The organism is Metallococcus carri, assembly GCF_011440275.1.
Taxonomy (GTDB): domain Bacteria; phylum Actinomycetota; class Actinomycetes; order Actinomycetales; family Dermatophilaceae; genus Metallococcus; species Metallococcus carri.
On sequence record NZ_JAAOIV010000006.1, the window covers coordinates 168,323 to 185,173 of the forward strand.

General features: G+C 70.0%; 14 protein-coding genes. 5 read left to right on the forward strand and 9 right to left on the reverse strand.

What is annotated here, in order from left to right:
- Window positions 1-18 precede the first annotated feature (18 nt).
- The 5 genes from G9U51_RS09900 to hflX all read right to left on the reverse strand — a co-directional run bounded on the left by G9U51_RS09900 (window position 19) and on the right by hflX (window position 7,995).
- Complete coding sequence (locus tag G9U51_RS09900; protein ID WP_166196506.1) at window positions 19-2,415, reverse strand: ATP-dependent DNA helicase; 2,397 nt, start codon at window positions 2,413-2,415, stop codon at window positions 19-21.
- Between the two features lie 78 nt (window positions 2,416-2,493).
- Window positions 2,494-3,336, reverse strand: a complete 843-nt coding sequence (locus G9U51_RS09905; protein WP_166196233.1) for a hypothetical protein — start codon at window positions 3,334-3,336, stop codon at window positions 2,494-2,496.
- Window positions 3,337-3,368: 32 nt separating this feature from the next.
- Entirely contained in the window at window positions 3,369-6,038 is a 2,670-nt protein-coding gene (locus G9U51_RS09910; protein ID WP_328823412.1) for an MGH1-like glycoside hydrolase domain-containing protein, read from the reverse strand.
- A 19-nt stretch (window positions 6,039-6,057) separates the two neighbouring features.
- Window positions 6,058-6,483, reverse strand: a complete 426-nt coding sequence (gene panD / locus G9U51_RS09915) for an aspartate 1-decarboxylase (protein ID WP_166196508.1) — start codon at window positions 6,481-6,483, stop codon at window positions 6,058-6,060.
- A gap of 45 nt (window positions 6,484-6,528) precedes the next feature.
- Window positions 6,529-7,995, reverse strand: a complete 1,467-nt coding sequence (gene hflX / locus G9U51_RS09920; protein ID WP_166196510.1) for a GTPase HflX — start codon at window positions 7,993-7,995, stop codon at window positions 6,529-6,531.
- 72 nt (window positions 7,996-8,067) lie between these two features.
- Here hflX and G9U51_RS09925 point away from each other — a divergent pair, with 72 nt between their 5' ends.
- Window positions 8,068-8,706 (forward strand): class I SAM-dependent methyltransferase, encoded by a 639-nt coding sequence (locus tag G9U51_RS09925; RefSeq protein ID WP_166196512.1) that lies wholly within the window; start codon window positions 8,068-8,070, stop codon window positions 8,704-8,706.
- Here the strand turns inward: G9U51_RS09925 and dapF are convergent.
- Both dapF and miaA read right to left on the reverse strand, forming a co-directional pair.
- Window positions 8,690-9,565: a diaminopimelate epimerase gene (gene dapF, locus G9U51_RS09930; RefSeq protein ID WP_166196514.1), complete on the reverse strand. Its 876-nt coding sequence runs from the start codon at window positions 9,563-9,565 to the stop codon at window positions 8,690-8,692. The genes G9U51_RS09925 and dapF overlap by 17 nt on opposite strands.
- A complete protein-coding gene (miaA, locus tag G9U51_RS09935; protein WP_166196516.1) occupies window positions 9,562-10,479 on the reverse strand; it encodes a tRNA (adenosine(37)-N6)-dimethylallyltransferase MiaA in 918 nt (305 codons plus the stop codon). Before miaA ends, dapF begins: the two co-directional genes overlap by 4 nt.
- A gap of 370 nt (window positions 10,480-10,849) precedes the next feature.
- On the opposite strand from miaA, the gene G9U51_RS09940 reads away from it, so the two are divergent.
- The 4 genes from G9U51_RS09940 to G9U51_RS09955 all read left to right on the forward strand — a co-directional run bounded on the left by G9U51_RS09940 (window position 10,850) and on the right by G9U51_RS09955 (window position 14,321).
- Window positions 10,850-12,019 (forward strand): RtcB family protein, encoded by a 1,170-nt coding sequence (locus G9U51_RS09940; RefSeq protein ID WP_166196518.1) that lies wholly within the window; start codon window positions 10,850-10,852, stop codon window positions 12,017-12,019.
- A gap of 118 nt (window positions 12,020-12,137) precedes the next feature.
- Window positions 12,138-13,073 (forward strand): DNA polymerase III subunit beta family protein, encoded by a 936-nt coding sequence (locus G9U51_RS09945; RefSeq protein ID WP_166196520.1) that lies wholly within the window; start codon window positions 12,138-12,140, stop codon window positions 13,071-13,073.
- The gene (locus G9U51_RS09950) at window positions 13,070-13,351 is read left to right on the forward strand and encodes a hypothetical protein (RefSeq protein ID WP_166196522.1); all 282 of its coding nucleotides are present in this window, start codon (window positions 13,070-13,072) and stop codon (window positions 13,349-13,351) included. Before G9U51_RS09945 ends, G9U51_RS09950 begins: the two co-directional genes overlap by 4 nt.
- A 19-nt stretch (window positions 13,352-13,370) precedes the next feature.
- On the forward strand, window positions 13,371-14,321 hold the full coding sequence (locus G9U51_RS09955; protein ID WP_166196525.1) for a hypothetical protein: 951 nt from the start codon (window positions 13,371-13,373) through the stop codon (window positions 14,319-14,321).
- Here G9U51_RS09955 and trpS read toward each other — a convergent pair.
- Window positions 14,315-15,385, reverse strand: a complete 1,071-nt coding sequence (gene trpS, locus G9U51_RS09960; protein ID WP_166196527.1) for a tryptophan--tRNA ligase — start codon at window positions 15,383-15,385, stop codon at window positions 14,315-14,317. The two genes, G9U51_RS09955 and trpS, sit on opposite strands and share 7 nt — an antisense overlap.
- Window positions 15,386-15,534: 149 nt before the next feature.
- Window positions 15,535-16,764, reverse strand: a complete 1,230-nt coding sequence (locus tag G9U51_RS09965) for an MFS transporter (RefSeq protein ID WP_166196529.1) — start codon at window positions 16,762-16,764, stop codon at window positions 15,535-15,537.
- Between the last annotated feature and the right edge of the window lie 87 nt (window positions 16,765-16,851).

The window sequence follows — 16,851 nt, forward strand, 5'->3', positions numbered from 1 at the left end:
GGACACTCTCGCATCAGGTCAGGACACTCCGAGCTGGTCCAGCCGGGCGCGTACCTGCTCGACCGGACGGTCCAGATGCTCGGCGAGTTCGTCGGCGTCGAGACCGAGCGAGTGGCCGTCGCGCAGCTCCTCGTCGTCCTCGTCCGACCAGTTCGCCGGCTCGGCGCCGGCGTCGATCGGCTCGGCGCCAGCGTCAGTCGGCTCGGCGCCAGCATCGGCCTGCTCGCCGCCGACCTCGCCGACCTCGCCCGGCGGGTCGGACGCCAGCCCCAGCGACGGCTCGACCGGCGCCGGGTGCTGCACCGGCTCGTCCGGATCCTCCACGACCGTGCCGTATGCCGTGTCGCTGCTCGCGCTGATCGTCGCGGCTTGCGCCGCGAGTCGATCGGTGGCGGTGCGCGTCGGCGCGGCGATGGCGGTGGTGGAGGCAGTGGTTGCGGCCACCACGCGCTCCCCTGGCCCCGACACCGGCAGCGGGTCGGGCGCGATCTGGTCCAGGCGCCGCAGCGCGCCGAGCACCAGCGCCCGGTCGGTGGTGGGCCAGAAGGGAGGCAGCGAGCGCTGCAGGAATCCGGCATACCGCGCAGTCATCAGGCGCGAGTCGAGGAAGGCGACGACGCCGCGGTCGTCACCGCGCCGGATCAGCCGGCCGGCGCCCTGGGCCAGACGCAGCGCCGCGTGCGTCGCTGACACGGCCATGAACCCGTTGCCGCCGCGTTCGGCGATGGCCTGCGACCGGGCCGAGGAGATCGGGTCGTCCGGCCGCGGGAAGGGGATGCGGTCGATCAGCACCAGCTGGCAGGCCGAACCGGGCACGTCGACGCCCTGCCAGAGCGACAACGTGCCGAACAGGCAGGTGCGCGCGTCCGCGGCGAACTCACGCACCAGCGTCGGGGTGCGGTCCTCGCCCTGACACAGCACCGGATACTCGTCGCCCAACCGGTCACGCATCGCCTCGGCAGCGGCCGTCGCCGCCCGCATCGAGGAGAACAGCCCGAGCGTGCGGCCGCCGGCGGCGCGGATGAGCTGCTCGATCTCCGCCATGGTCTCCTCGGCGGTGCCATCCCGGCCGGGCGGCGGCAGGTGGCGGGCGACATACGCGATCGCCTGGCCCGGGTAGTCGAAGGGCGACCCGACGTCGAGACCATCCCACGGCGGCGCGCCGTCGCCGCGCAGGCCGATGGTGCCCGCGACCGCGTCGAAGGTGCCACCGAGTTCGAGGGTGGCCGAGGTCAGCACCACCGACCGGCCCTCGAAGATCTTGTCGCGCACCAGCATCGCCACCGTCATCGGCGCGACGCGCACCACCGGCCCACGGCGTGGGTCCTGCGAGATCCAGGCGACGTCGACCTCGCGATCCTCGAGCAACCGCGCGGAGGTGTCGAAGACCTCGTCGACGGCGGCGCGGGCCCGCTGCCGGGCGCCGTCGTTGTCCTGGGCGTTCGCCGGCTTGATCTCGGTGGACACCTCGCGCGCGGCGTCATGCACCTGCTGCACCGCGAGCGCGAGGGTGTCCGGCACGCCGAGCAGCCGCCCCTCTTTGAGAGGTTGCAAGGCCTGCTCGAGCACGGTTCCGGCGGCGGCCAGCGCGTCGGTGTCCGCGAGCCGAGCAGCCGCCCGGGCGGCCGCGGCCACCAGTCCTGGCGTGAGCTCGTCGGTGATCGTGGAGGTGATCCGGTCGACAAGCTCGTGGGCCTCGTCGACGATCAGCAGGTCGTGCTCGGGCAGCATCTGGCGCCCCTCGAAGGCGTCGATCGCCATGAAGCTGTGGTTGGTGACCACCACATCGACATCGGCGGCCTCGGCGCGGGACTGCTCGACGAAGCATTCGCTGGCCAGGGGGCACCGCGACCCGAGGCACTCCTTGGCCGACACCGACACCTGCCGCCACGCGCGTTCGCTCACGCCGGGCACGAGCGTGTCGCGGTCGCCGGAGTCGGTCTCCTCGGCCCATTCGCGCAACCGCACGACCTCGCGTTCGAGCCGGCCGAGTTGCTGGTCGACCTCACCGACCCCGAGCAGGGTGTCGCCGTCGTCGTCGGGATAACCGCCGAGCAGTTTGTGCTTGCACAGGTAGTTGCGCCGGCCCTTCACCAGCCCGAAGGTCGGGCGGCGCTGCAGCAGCGGCGCGAGGGCGTCGGCGATCCGGGGCAGGTCACGATCGACGATCTGCGCCTGCAGCGCGAGCGTTGCGGTGGCGACCACGACCGGCTTACCGGTCGCCTGGGCGTGCGCGATCGCCGGGACGAGATAGGCGAGCGATTTACCGGTGCCGGTGCCGGCCTGCACCAGCAGGTGCCGCTTGCGCTCGACCGCCTCGGCGACGGCGTGCGCCATCCGTTGCTGTCCCGGTCGCGGCGAGCCGCCGACACCACCGACCGCGGCGTCGAGCAGGGCGTCGAGAGTGGGCGGCATTGGGCCAGCGTATGCCGTCCGCGGTCATCGCCCGCACGCTCTCCACAGCGGGGCGGGCGACCGGTGCCGGACGACGAATTACTGCCAGGTGGCGTCGAACGACCGCACCTTCACCACCGCGTCCGAGGTGGCCTTCGGGTTGCCCCAGATCTCCATCCGGAACTTGCCGGGCGACAGCGGGCTGCTGCTGTCGGTCGTCGAGACCACCTGCTTGCCGTTGATGCTTCCGGTGATCGTCACCGATGAGCCGTTCTTCACGCACGACGCGCTGATCTCGTTGGTGCCATTGGGATCGAAGCCGGACACGGAGTTGGACGCGAGCGAGACGATCTTGCCGCCGCCGTCAGCGGTCTTGTAGATGACCAGCTTGCCCTTGTTGTTGACCAGCACCTCGTAGAGCGATTGCACGTCCTGGTCGATGATCAGGGCGAAGCAGCCGATGCCGACGAGGGGGTCACCGGTGAACCCCGAGACCGTCATCTTCGCGGTGACATTGCCGCTGCTCTCGGACTTGAACCGCCCGTTGGACAGGATGAACACGCCCTTGGGTTTCACCGTCACGACATAGGTGTCGCTGTCGAACTTCAGCGTGCCCTTCTTGGCGTCGCTGCCGGTCGACCAGTTGTCCTGGTCGGTGGTGGAGCTGAAATCGGAGGTATAGCTCTTGCCACCGCCGCTCGACGACGAGCTGTCGCTGGAGGTGTCGGAGGAGGACGAGCTGTCACTCGAGGTCGAGCTCTCGCTCGAACTGCTGCTCGAGCTGTCACTACTCGAGCTGCTTGAACTGCTCGAGGAGGACGAGGTGGTCGTGCTCGTGCTCGACACCGCATTGACCGACGGACCGGCGGTTTCGCTGCCGCACGCCGCCAGTCCCAACACTCCCGCTGCGACGACGACTGCCGTCATCTTGGTCCGCACCATGGTCTCCTCCTGCTCGGAACGCTCCCCGATCCCTAAGACCCAGAGCCTATTGCGTTGGTTCCCTGCGGTCCGGCAACCGGGCGGTCGCACAGCAGGTGGGCGACCATCGCGGTCCAGCCGGTCTGGTGGGTCGCGCCGAGCCCGGCGCCGGTGTCGCCGTCGAAATATTCGCTGAAGGTCACCTGGTCGTCCCACAGCGGCCCGGAGGGATACCACCGCGGGGTGCCCGGTCGCCGCCCGTCGGCGCCGGGGCGGAAGAGCGAGGTCAGCCGGTCCTCGAGCGCGTCCGCGACCTGCCCGAGCGTATGGCGGGTGCTCGCCCCCGCGGGGAAGGGCACGTCCTCGGCCGGCGACCCCGCGGCATACGCCCGCAGCGCGTCGACCAGCAGCACATTGATCGGCAGCCACACCGGGCCGCGCCAGTTGGAATTGCCGCCGAAGAGGTTGCTGCGCGACTCGGCCGGGTCGTATTCGATGGTGAAGCTGACGCCGTCGACGGTGACCTCGCGACCGCCACGGTAGGTCGCACTGAGCGAGCGAATCCCGAAGGGCGACAACAGTTCTGACTCATTCAGCAGATGATCGAGCAGTCGTGCCCGGCGGTTCTTGTCGGTGAGCGCGATGGTGATCCGGCCGCCGTTGTCGCTCTCGTGCTGCACGAGGATGCCGCTGAGCTCGGGATTGCGCCGGGCGATCCAGGCGACCTCGTCCAGCAGCCCGGGCAACCGGTCCACCACCTCCGGGGGCACGGCTTCGACGGCGATCAGCGGCAGCATCCCGACCAGCGACAGGACCGGCAGCTGGCTGGCGGTGCCGTCGCGGTGCACGATCACGTCGTAGTAGCAGCCGTCCTGCTCCGACCACAGCGAGATGCCGCTGGAGCCGAAGTCGTCCATCGCCCCGGCCAGCCGCAGGAAGTACTCGAAGAAGGTGCGCGCGGTCGACTCGAAACCAGGCAGGTCGTGCCGGGTGAGCTGCACCGCGATCCGCAGCATCGACAGCGCGTAGAACGCCATCCAGCTCGTCGCGTCGGACTGCTCGAGGCGCATCCCGTCCGGCAGCGGCTTGGAGCGGTCGAAGAAGCCGATGTTGTCCATCCCGAGGAAGCCGCCTTCGAACAAATAGGACCCGTCGGCGTCCTTGCGGTTGATCCACCAGCTGAAGTTCATCAGCAGCTTGGTGAAGACGCGCACCAGGAAGCCGGTGTCGCGGCCGCCGTCGAGCAGGAACACCTTCCAGGTCGCCCACGCGTGCACCGGCGGGTTGACGTCGTCGAAGTTCCACTCGTAGGCCGGCAGCTGACCGTTCGGGTGTTGCGCCCACTCCCAGCACATGAGTTCGAGCTGGCGTTTGGCGAACTCGGGGTCGACATGCGCGAGCGCGACCGCGTGGAAGGCGAGGTCCCAGGTGGCGAACCACGGGTACTCCCATTCGTCCGGCATCGAGATCACGTCGGCGAGGTCCAGGTGGTCCCAGCGGGCATTCCGTCCGGTATGCCGGACCGCTGGTGGCGTGGGCTGCGCGGGGTCACCTGCCAGCCACTCGGTGATGCTGTAGCGGTACAGCTGCTTGCCCCACAGCAGTCCGGCGAAAGCCCGGCGAGCGATGAACCGGTCGGCGTCGGAGACCTCGGCCGGGATCACCGCAGCGTAGAACTCGTCCGCCTCGGCACGCCGCGTCGCGAGCGTCTGCTCGCTGTCGCCGCCGGCCTCGGCGATCGGCGCGACCTGGGCGGTGCGGTCACTCGGGGTGGCGGCCTGCACTCCGGTGAGGCGCACCCGCACGGTCTGGGTCTGGCCGGGGTCGAGTTGCAGCCGCCAGCACAGCCCGGCCTTGGTGCCCTTGTCGTCGCGCACCCCGGTTTCGTCGCCCTGCACGATCGCGCGGTCCAGCCCGTTCTTGGGGCAGCCGGTGACCGCCTCGCCATACAGGCTGCGGTCGGTTTCGTTGTCGCAGAAGAGGATTCGCGCGCCGGGCGTCTCGGGGACGAGGCGGTAGGTCCCGAGCCAGGCATGCTGGACGAGCACCCCGTCGCCGTCGCGGGTCAGGCTGGGTGTGCGGTCATCGCGGCCCCAGGACCAGGTGTTGCGGAACCAGCCCTGCACGATCAGGTCGAGTGGCACGGCGTCCGGGCCGCGGTTGGTGGCGGCGACCTGCAGCACCAGGTCGGTCGGTCCGGCCTTGGCCCAGGTGACCTCGACATCGGTGAACCGGTCCTGCGCCAGCACCCCGGTGTCGGTCAGTTCGTATTCGTCGTCGGCCTTGCCGCGAGCGGCGTTGGTGGCCAGCAGGTCGGCATACGGGAAGGCGGCCTGCGGGTAGCGGTAGAGCCACTGGGCGTAGGAGTGGGTGGGGGTGCCGTCGGTGACCCACCAGACCTCCTTGACGTCCTCGCCGTGGTTGCCCTGGGCGTTGGTGAGCCCGAAGAGCCGCTCCTTGAGCCGGTCGTCCTGGCCGTTCCACAGGGCGATGCCGAGGTTGAAGAAGCCGTAGCGATCGCAGAAGGCACCGAGGCCGTCCTCGCCCCAGCGGTAGGCGCGGCGGTGGGCGTGGTCGAAGGGGAAGGACGCCCACGCGTCGCCGTCGGCGGAATAGTCCTCCCGGACCGTGCCCCACTGCCGCCCGGCGACATAGGGACCCCAGAGTTTCCAGGGGTCGTCGTCGTTGGGGGCCTGCGCGAGTCGGTCCTGCTCAGCGGTCACGCCGGCCAGAGTACGGCGCCTAGACGTGGGCGCGGTGGGTCACCGCGGATGTCTTCAGACCGAAGCCGTCCGGCACGTCACCGGCGTCGTGGTCGATCTGCACGATCTTGTTGTCCTTGTCCACGAAGACCACCTGGGGCTCGAAGCTGCGCGCCTCGGCGTCGTCCATCGCGGCGTAGGCGATGACGATCACGGTGTCGCCCGGGCTGATCAGCCGCGCCGCGGCGCCGTTGATGCACAGGATGCCGGTGCCGCGCTCGCCCTCGATCGCGTAGGTCGTGAGGCGGTTGCCGTTGTCGACATCGACGACATCGACCTGCTGGCCCGGCAGCAGATCCGCCGCGTCCATCAGGTCGCGGTCGATCGTCAGCGACCCCACATAGTGCAGGTCGGCCTGGGTGACCGTGGCGCGGTGGATCTTGCTGTGGAGCATGAAGCGCTGCATGGCATCAGTCTCCCGCACCCGGGCGGCACGACGGCGCGGCCCCCGTCATACGGCATAGGAGGTGAGTTCGGCGGCCAGCCGCTGACCGACCTTCGCGTGCACGCGGGTGCCTTCGCCGGTGTGCTCGGTGGAGAGCACCTCGGCCTCGTCGTGCATCCGCGACAGCAGGTCGCCGCGGTCGTAGGGCAGCAGGACGTCGACCCGGATCTCGGGCTTGGGCAGCTCGCGCGAGATCAGCTCGCGCAACTGCTCGAAACCCTGGCCGGTGCGCGCGGACACCACCAGGCAGTGCTGCTCGGTGCGCTGCAGCCGCTCCAGCACCTCCGGGTCGGCCACATCGGCCTTGTTGACGATGACGATCTCCTTGACATCGGTCGCGCCGACATCGGCCAGGACCGAACGCACCGCGGTGATCTGCGCCTCGGGGTCGGGGTGGGAGCCGTCGACCACGTGCAGCAACAGGTCGGAGTCGGCCACCTCCTCCAGCGTGGAGCGGAAGGCCTCGACCAGCTGGTGCGGCAGGTCGCGCACGAAACCGACGGTGTCGGCGATCGTGTAGAGCCGACCCTCCGGGGTCTCCGCGCGGCGCACGGTCGGGTCAAGGGTGGCGAACAGCTGGTTTTGCACCAGCACACCGGCGCCGGTGAGCCGGTTGAGGATCGAGGACTTGCCGGCGTTGGTGTAACCGGCGATGGCCACGGCGGGCACCTGGCGCTCGCGACGGCCGCTGCGCTTGGTGTCGCGGACCGTCTTCATCGAGACGATCTCGCGCTTGAGCTTGGCGATGCGGGAGTTGATCCGGCGGCGGTCCAGCTCGATCTTGGTCTCACCGGGGCCACGCGAACCCATGCCCTGACCACCGGCGGCCTGGCCACCGGCCTGCCGCGACATCGACTCACCCCAGCCACGCAGGCGCGGCAGGAGGTATTGCAGCTGGGCCAGCTCGACCTGCGCCTTGCCCTCCTTGGACTTGGCGTGCTGGGCGAAGATGTCCAGGATCAGCGCGGTCCGGTCGATGACCTTGACCTTGACGACGTCCTCCAGCGCGCGGCGCTGGCTGGGGGCCAGTTCGCTGTCGCAGATCACGGTGTCCGCGCCCTCGGCGATCACGACCTCGCGCAGCTCGGCAGCCTTGCCGGAGCCCAGCCAGGTGCCGGGGTCGGGCCGGTTGCGCCGCTGGACGACGCCGGCGAGCACGGTCGAGCCGGCGGTCTCGGCGAGCGCGGCGAGCTCGCGCAGGGAGTTTTCGGCGTCCTCGACGGTGCCTTCGGACCAGATGCCGGCGAGCACGACGCGCTCCAGCCGCAGCTGGCGGTATTCGACCTCGGAGACGTCCTGCAGCTCGGTCGACAGGCCTTCGACGCGGCGCAGCGCGGCTCGCTCGGAGCGGTCGAGCTGGTCACCGTCGGGGTCGTCGACGAGGAAACCGTCGTCGTCATAGCGCGGGTCGAGGTCGATGTCGGCGGCCAGCGCCTCGGCGCGGGCGGCCAGGATGTCGTTGCGTGCAGTCATGTTCTCCTCAGGATCGCACTTGGGGAACGCGCGCGGCGAGTTCTTTATGCCTCGGTGTGCGTCGCTTTCTTTATGCCTCGGTGTGCGTCGCTACCGTTCGGTGTCGTGAGCGACCACTACTTCACCGCCGAGCCCGCGAGCCCGGACGAACGCCGCGAGATCGAGGTCTCGCTCGCCGGATCGAGGTATGCCGTGCAGGTCGCCTCCGGGGTCTTCTCCCCCGGCCATGTGGATGCGGGCACGCAGGTGCTGCTCAAGGAGGCGCCCCAGCCCCCTGCCGCCGGGACCTTCCTGGACCTCGGCTGCGGCTGGGGGCCGATCGCGCTCTCGCTCGCGCTGCAGTCACCCGCGGCGACGGTCTATGCCGTCGACGTCAACGAGCGCGCCCTGGATCTCACCCGCCGCAACGCCGAACGCTTGGGCTGCAAGGGGATTCGTGCCGCGCTGCCGGATGAGGTGCCGGCCGACGTGACCTTCGACCTGATCTGGTCCAACCCGCCGATCCGGGTCGGCAAGGGGGCCCTGCACGAACTGATGCAGACCTGGCTGACCCGGCTGGCGCCGGGCGGATCGGCATACCTCGTGGTGCAGAAGAACCTCGGCGCGGACTCGCTCGCGAAGTGGATCGACGCGACGCTCGACGGTGTGGTGACCCGGCGGCACGCGGTCGGCAAGGGGTTCCGGGTGCTGCACGTCAGCCGGGCAGAGTGACCCGGCCGGTCGCGACGATCGCGGCCGGACCGGAGAGCGCGACGCGCTCGGCATCCAAGTGCACGCCGAGGCGGCCGCCCGGCAGGTCGACGGTCCAGCTGGTCTGGTCAGCCGGCCGGCCGGCCCACCACCAGGTCGCCAGCGCAGCCGCGGCGGCACCGGTGCCGCAGCTGAGCGTCTCCCCCACCCCGCGTTCGTGCACCCGCATGCTGATGTGGCCCGGCTCAAGCGCGCGGACGAATTCGACATTGGTGCCGTGCTCGGGGTGCGGGTCGACATGGGGCGCCTGGGCCAGGTCGAGGGCGTCCAGGTCCACCTTGAGCGGGAGTGCGACCACGGTGTGCGGGTTGCCGAGGTCGAGGCTGAGGGCCGGGAGCGCGTCGGCGAAGCCGTGCACCTGCACGACGCTGTCCATGCCGCGTTGCTCGGCCTCGTCGCCGCGCGCCAGCCGCCAGCCGCCGAGGTCGGTGCGATAGCTGTCGTCGGCGAGCACGGTGATCCGCTTGGTGCCGGCGCGGGTGGCGATGTCGTAGGACTGCGCGGTCTCGAGGCCGTGGGTGCGCAGGTAGTGGGCGAAGACGCGGGTGCCGTTGCCGCACATCTCAGCGGCGCTGCCGTCGGCGTTGCGGTAGTCCATGAACCAGCGGGTGCCGGGGTTGAGCTGTTGCACATCCTGCGGGGCCAGCTGCGTCGGGACGATCCGGATCACGCCGTCGCCGCCGATCCCCGCGCGGCGGTCGGCGAGGAAGCGCACGTCGGTGTCGGCGAGGTCGAGGCGCCCCTCCACGTCCTCGACGAGCACGAAGTCGTTGAGCGTGCCGTGGCCCTTGCTGAACTCGATGGTGGTCACGGGTCTCATTGTCGCTGCTCTTGGCGCACGATCGCGAGGGCGAGCTCACGCAGGTCTGCCGCGCCGGCCGGCAGCCAGTGGATGCGCGGGTCCGGCCGGAACCACGATCCCTGCCGCCGGACCAGCCTGCGGGTGGCCGCGGTGGTCTGCTCGATGGCCTCCCGCTCGGTGAAGTCACCGTCGAGTTGCTGGAGGGCTTGCTGGTAGCCGATCGCCCGGCTGGCGGTGCGCCCTGCGCGAAGTCCTTGCGGGACAAGGGATTTCACTTCGTCCAGGAGTCCGTCGCGCCACATCTGCTCGGTGCGGGCGGCGATGCGTTGGTCGAGTGCGGCCGGGTCCGCGGTGAGGCCGATGGTGACGGTGGGTTCGGCATACTCCCGCCGAGGCATCGTCGCGCTGAACGGGCGCCCGGTGAGTTCGATGACCTCGAGCGCGCGCACGATGCGGCGGCCGTTGGTGGGCAGGATCGCGGCGGCGGCCTGCGGGTCCTGCTGCTCGAGCCGGGCGTGCAGGGCCTGGCTGCCGCGCTCGTCGAGCTCCTGCTCGAGCCGGCCCCGGACGGCCGGGTCGGTCGGTGGGATCTCGAGCACGTCCAGGGCGGCCCGCAGGTAGAGGCCCGAACCGCCGACGAGGATCGGGACGCGGCCGCGCTCGCGGATCGCAGTCAGGTCGGCACGCGAATCCCGTTGGTATGCCGCGACGCTCGCCTCCTGGGTCACGTCCAGCACGTCGAGTTGATGGTGCGGTATGCCGCGCCGCTGCTTGGGCTTGAGCTTCGCAGTGCCGATGTCCATGCCCCGATAGAGCTGGCTCGCGTCGGCGTTGACGATCTCGCCGTCGAGGGCCTCGGCGAGCTCCAGCGCGAGGTCGGACTTGCCGGTCGCCGTCGCGCCGACGACGGCGACGATCGGGTGGGACGGCATACGCCCAGTATCCCGCCCCCTATCGCTGGTTGAGGGCTGGCCTTCTTCGCTGGTAGAGCGTTGTCCTTCTTCGCTGGTTGAGCGAGGGCCGAGGAACGAGGCCCGAGTCGAACCACCCTCACCACCGAAATTCGTTGGCGCGCAGCACCCTTCGTCGCGCACACTCTCCGGGTGGACATGACTTCGGTGCCGACCAGCCCGCAGCGCAAGGACCCCCGCAGCTACCGCTGCGAGGGCACCTTGCCCTGCGCGGACGCCGGCATACCGAAGGAGGAGTGAACGCTCGACCCGTTCACGACCACCCAGACGCCCGGCGATCGTTCGCCGGGCGTTTCGCATGTCCGCGACCCACCGAAGGAGGATGAAGGAGATGGAGAGAATCAATGACCGGCTGCTGAACTGGGCCAGCATCCTGGAGGACAACACTCGCGCGCAGGCGGAGCTGACGGCGTCGATGCCGTTCATCCACCCGCACGTCGCGCTGATGCCGGACGCTCACCTCGGCCGCGGCGCGACCGTGGGTTCGGTGATCCCGACGCTCGGCGCGATCATCCCGGCCGCGGTCGGCGTGGACATCGGCTGCGGCATGATCGCGGTGCGGACCCAGTTCGCGGCCGGTCAGCTGAGGGACGACCTCGGCACGCTCCGGCAGCAGATCGAGCGGTCGATCCCGTTGTCGGCCGGCGGTTTCAACCGCAAGGTCAGCCGGCAGCACACGCAGGATCGGCTGGACGAGTTGAGCACCCTCGCTCGCGAGGCGGGCTTCGACCCGGCGGCCTACGCCAAGCGGTGGGACCTGCAGCTGGGCACGCTCGGCTCCGGCAACCACTTCATCGAGGTCAGCCTCGACGAGCAGGACCGGGTGTGGCTGTTCCTGCATTCCGGCTCGCGGGGCGTGGGCAACCGGATCGCCGGACACCACATCAAGGTCGCCCAGGAGCAGGTCAGCAAGTGGTGGATCTCGTTGCCGGACAACGACCTTGCCTACTTGGTCGAGGGCACGGACGAGTTCGATCACTACCTGCGCGAGCTGCAGTGGGCGCAGCACTACGCCCTGCTCAACCGGGAGGAGATGATGGACCGCGTCGTCACCCAGGTGGAGCACTGGATGGGTGCGCCGGTGCAGCAGCAGGAGCGGATCAACTGCCACCACAACTACACCGCGAGGGAGCGGCACTTCGGCAAGGAGGTGTGGCTGTCGCGCAAGGGCGCGATCAACGCCGAGCTCGGCCGTCCGGGGCTGATCCCGGGGTCGATGGGCACCGCGTCGTATGTCGTGGTCGGCAAGGGAAATCCGTTGTCGCTCAACAGCTCTCCGCACGGTGCGGGTCGTGAGTACTCGCGGAGCCGGGCTCGCAAGACCTTCACGCAGGACCAGCTGCGGGAGGCCATGCACGGCATCGAGTACCGAGACACGGCGGCCTTCATCGACGAGATCCCGCAGGCGTACAAGGACATCGACGTGGTGATGCGGGACGCCGCGGACCTGGTCGAGGTCCGGCATACGCTCCGGCAGATCGTCAACGTGAAGGGCGACTGACGACGGGCGGCGAACCTCTGCTGAGGAGATTCGCCGCCCGTTCGGCTCGCCTCGGCCGAGCTGCTGAATGACTGACCGGCTTGACCCTGGACCAGGTCGAGGGTCTTAGCTGTGCGACGTGACGGACCTGTTGTCGATCGGGGAGCTGGCGCGCCGCTCCGGGCTGACCGTGAGCGCGCTGCGCTTCTATGACCGGGAGGGCGTGCTCGAGCCAGCCTTCGTCGATCCGAGCACCGGTTATCGACGGTATGCCGCGGCGCAGATCCGCGTCGCCACCGTCGTTGCGTCGCTGCGCCGAATCGCGTTGCCGCTCAGCGAGATTCGCGCCGTCGTCGAAAACATCACCGACCACGATCTTGTGCGCGACGTCGTTGCTCAGCACCTCGACCGGCTCGCCGACGGCCTGCGCGACGCGCAGCGCGAGGCGGCCCGACTGGACGGCATACTCGCTCCTCCGGGCGACGGCAGCGCGACCGTCGCGGCAGCCGACCTGCGCCGCCTGCTCGATGCCGTCACCTTCGCCGCCGCCACCGACCCCGAGCATCCGGTGCTCTGCGGCGTCCTGCTCGAAGCCGAACCCGGCCGCCTGCGTGCCGTCGCGACCGACCGTTACCGGCTCGCCGTGCACGAGGTGCCCGCCGACGTCGACGGGGTATGGCGGTGCGTCGCGCCCGCCGCGTGGGTCAGCGGCCTCCGCGAGCTCTCCGCGGCCACCACGATCAGCCTGACTGGCGAGACCGTCCGAGCCGTCAGCAACGGCGAAACCCGTTGGGCGACAACGATTGACGGTGACTTCCCCGACTACGCACGGATCCTGCCGACGGACGACCGCGCCGGGCAGCCGCTGGGCCAAATCACCACCACTCCCGCGGTCGACGGGCTGGTGCGGATCGACGATCACGACGTCACGGTGCAGCGCGCGTTCCTGCTCGAGGCGACCGAGGCAGCCGACGGACAGGCCACTCTTGCGCTCGACGGCCCCATCACCCCCCTGGTGATCCGCAGCTCCGACGGCGCGGTCAGCCTGCTCATGCCGGTGCGGACCGACCCATGAGTGTGCTGGTGCACGAATGCCGCACCTGCGGCCACAACGCGACCTGGCACGAGTCGCGCGAACGCGCCTACACCGCGTGCCGCTGCTGCATCGCCGGCACGGCCGATCCGGACCCGGAGCCCACGCTGCGCCCGACCTGGACCTCCCCTGGCGGCCGACTGGAGCCCCTCGCGCCCCCAGGAACGGTCCGCAACGAGCGAACCATGCACCAGACCGTCACCTGTGACTGCGAGGCGTGCCGGGCGGCATACGACCACCACTCGACGCGCTCCCCCTGAGCGGTGATCTACTAGAGGCGTGAGCATCTTTCGCCGCAAGCGGACCGCTCTGCCCGAGCCCGACCCGGAGGGTCCCCGCGACGAGCACCTGCCGATGCTGTCGGTCGACGAGGCCGCCGCGGTCGCCCGGCTCGTGCGCGAACGGCTCGCCATGCGCGGCCGCGAAGGAGTCGTCGGCGCCGGAGCATTGCGCCTGGACGACGGCACCGTGCTCGGGCTGCACAATCTCGCCACCGCCCTCGTCGGCCGCCCGTATGCCGAATGGCCGGCCGCCGTGGACCGTCACCTGCGGGTGCTGATGGACTCCTTCGACCGCTCGGTGACCACCGCGGCCGATCCCCGCTCGGTCTACGTGCGGCTGCGCGCCACCTCGGACCTGCCCGCCCCGGTGACCTACGACCCAGCCGAACCCCTGCCCGGCATTGTCGCGATCCTCGCGGTCGACGAGCCCCATGTCGTGCGCGAACTGCTGAGCGGCGATCTCACCGAGGTGGGCGGCGACCGCGACACGGCTTATCGCAACGCGTGGGCCAATCTGGCTGCGCTCCCCGTGCCTGCGCATGACACGATCACACCGGACACCGATGCGCCCAACTCGATGATCCACGTCTTCACCGCCGAGGATTTCTTCGGCGCGAGCCGGCTGGTGGTGCTGCCCTCGCTGCTCGAACGGGCGATGGGTGCGGCGATTCCGCCGCACGGCGTGCTCGTCGCGGTGCCCAACCGGCACCTGCTGCTCGTCCATTTCCCCCAGGACGAATCCGTGCTCCTGGCCGCCCACGCGATGATCGCGATCTCCCGCACCGAATCGAGCGGCCGGCCCGGGCCGATCAGCAGCGAGCTCTTCCACGTCACCCCGGATCTGGTCGGCACCCGCCTCAGCAGCACGACCGACGACGGCGTCAGCTTCGAGGTCACCGGCCCGGTGGAGGACATGTTCCGCTCCCTCGGGCTACTCGACGATCAGTAGGCCATCCCCATCACCGCCCGCACGGTCGCGAGCGTGGCCTCGGCGATCGCAGTGGCGCGCTCGTTGCCCTCGCGCAGCACTGCATGCAGGTATGCCGGGTCGCGCGCGAGATCCGCACGTCGACGCCGGTGCTCGGCCAGACCGTCGTTGATCGCTTGTGTCACAACGGCTTTCAGCTTCGCCGCGCCACCGTCACCGATCTCGTCGGCGAGTGCGGCGGGGTCCTGGTCACGGAAGCCCGCGGCGATGGTGAGCAGGTTGGCGACCTCGGGACGCCGGTCAGGCTCGAAGGTGATTCGGCGCTCACTGTCCGTGCGAGCTCCGCGAATCAGCATCGCGGTCTCGTCCGCCGTGGCACCCAGCCGGATGGTGTTGCCCCGGCTCTTGCTCATCTTGTGCCCGTCCACACCCTGCAGCAGCGGCGCCGAGGTCAACAGGGCGTCCGGTTCGGCGAAAACCGACTCACCGCCGGCATACCTGCGGTTGAAGCGGCGCGCGATGACGCGTGTCTGCTCGACATGCGGCAGGTTGTCGCGCCCCACCGGCACCACCGTGCCGTGGCAGAAGAGGATGTCGCATGCCTGGTGCACGGGATAGGTGAGCAGCAGACCGGACATGGGCCGCCCGTCGGTCGCCTCGAGCTCGGCCTTGACCGTGGGATTGCGGCGCAGTTCGGCCTCGGTCACCAGCGAGAGGAAGGGCAGCATCAACTGGTTCAGCGCGGGCACCGCCGAGTGGGTGAAGATCGTCGTCCGGGCGGGATCGATGCCGGCGGCGAGATAGTCCAGCAGACAGCCCATCACGTTGGCGCCGATGTCGCCGACACCGTCGCGGTCGGTGATGACCTGATAGTCCGCGATGATGACGAAAGACTCGATTCCCTTGTCCTGCAGGGCGATTCGGTTTCGGATGCTGGCGAGATAGTGGCCGATGTGCAGCGGTCCCGTCGGCCGGTCACCGGTCAGCACGCGCAGCCGATCACGGCCCGGTGCGGACGGGTCGTCGATCAGCGCTTGCAGCGTGTCGCTGCGGACCTGGGCAGCCTGGAAGCTGTCGTCGGGCATGGTGCTCCTTGTGGGTTCGTGCCCCACGCAGACCTGCTGCACCACATGCGCATCGCCGCCTGCGAGAGGCGGCGATGAGTGATCTCGGGGTATGTCTCGTCGGGCCGCCTACGAGGACGGCCACCACTGCTGGATGCGAGACATGGCGATCAGGTTAGCCGACGGGCGTGGCGGCGACGCAGCAGCGGCAGGACGGCGGCAAGCAGCAGCGCGAGGACGACGAGGGTGGCGACATAGCCGACGACACCGCTCCAGGCTGCCGCCGAGTAGGCGATGCCGGCCGTCGCGCCCAACACCGAGCTGCCGAGGTAGTAGGCGAACAGATAGAGCGCGCTCGCCTCGGCTCGGTGGCGGTGGGCGATCGAACCGACCCACCCGCTGGCCACCGCGTGCGCCCCGAAGAAGCCGGCGGTGAACACCAGTACGCCGGTGATGACGCACACCAGATTGGCCGGCAGCGTGATGAGGACACCGACCAGACACACCACCTCGGAGACAACGAGCACCCGCTTGCGGCCGACCCGGTCGGCGAGGCGGCCCGCCATACCGGAGGAGACCGTGCCGGCCAGGTAGAGCAGGAAGACCAGGCCGACGACCGACTGCGGCAACGCGAAAGGCTTTGCCAGCAAACGGAATCCGAGCATGTTGTAGACCGCGACGAAGCCGCCCATGAGCAGGAAGGCGGTGCAATAGATCGCGAGCAGTCTCGGGTTGCGCAGGTGGTCGAGCACATTGGCGGTGGTGACCCGCACACCGACCGGGTTCGCCTCGAAGTAGACCGAGCGCGGAGCCTGCGCGAGAAAGGCGCCGGTGAAGGCGAGGGCGGCCAGCGCCGCAGCCTCCAGCGCCCAGCGCCAGCTGGTGTGGTCGAGCACGAAGGACGCGAGCACCCGCCCGCTCAGGCCACCGATCGTCGTCCCGGCGACATAGCGACCCATCGCGGCGCCGAGGTCGTCGCGGTGCACCTCCTCGGCGAGATAGGCCATCGCCGTGGCGGGCACCCCCGCGAGGGCGATGCCCTGCAGGCCACGCAGGGCGAGCAGCAGCGGCAGGTGGTGCGCGAGCGGCACGAGCAGGCCGAGGACGGCAGAGGTGAGCGCCGCGATCGCCATCGTGCGGACCCGGCCGAACCGCTCGGACAGCGCGCTCGCCGGGATGATCGCGAAGGCGAGCAGGCCGGTCGTCGCCGACACCGCGAGGGCTGCCGTCGCCGGGCCGGTGCGGAACTCGCGGGCGAGTTCGGGCAGCACGGCCTGGGCGGCATACATCGCGACGAAGGTCGCCATCCCGGCGGCGAAGAGCGCGAGGGTGATCTGGCGGTAGCCGGGTTCGCCGCGCCGGTAACCGGCGGCGGGGCTGCGCTGCGCGAGGTCGGTCATGATGCGACCAGTCTGGTCGCGCGATCGTCATAGCGGAAATGCGTGACGGACAGATGATTGATGCTGTTGGTGCATTAGCGTGATGGC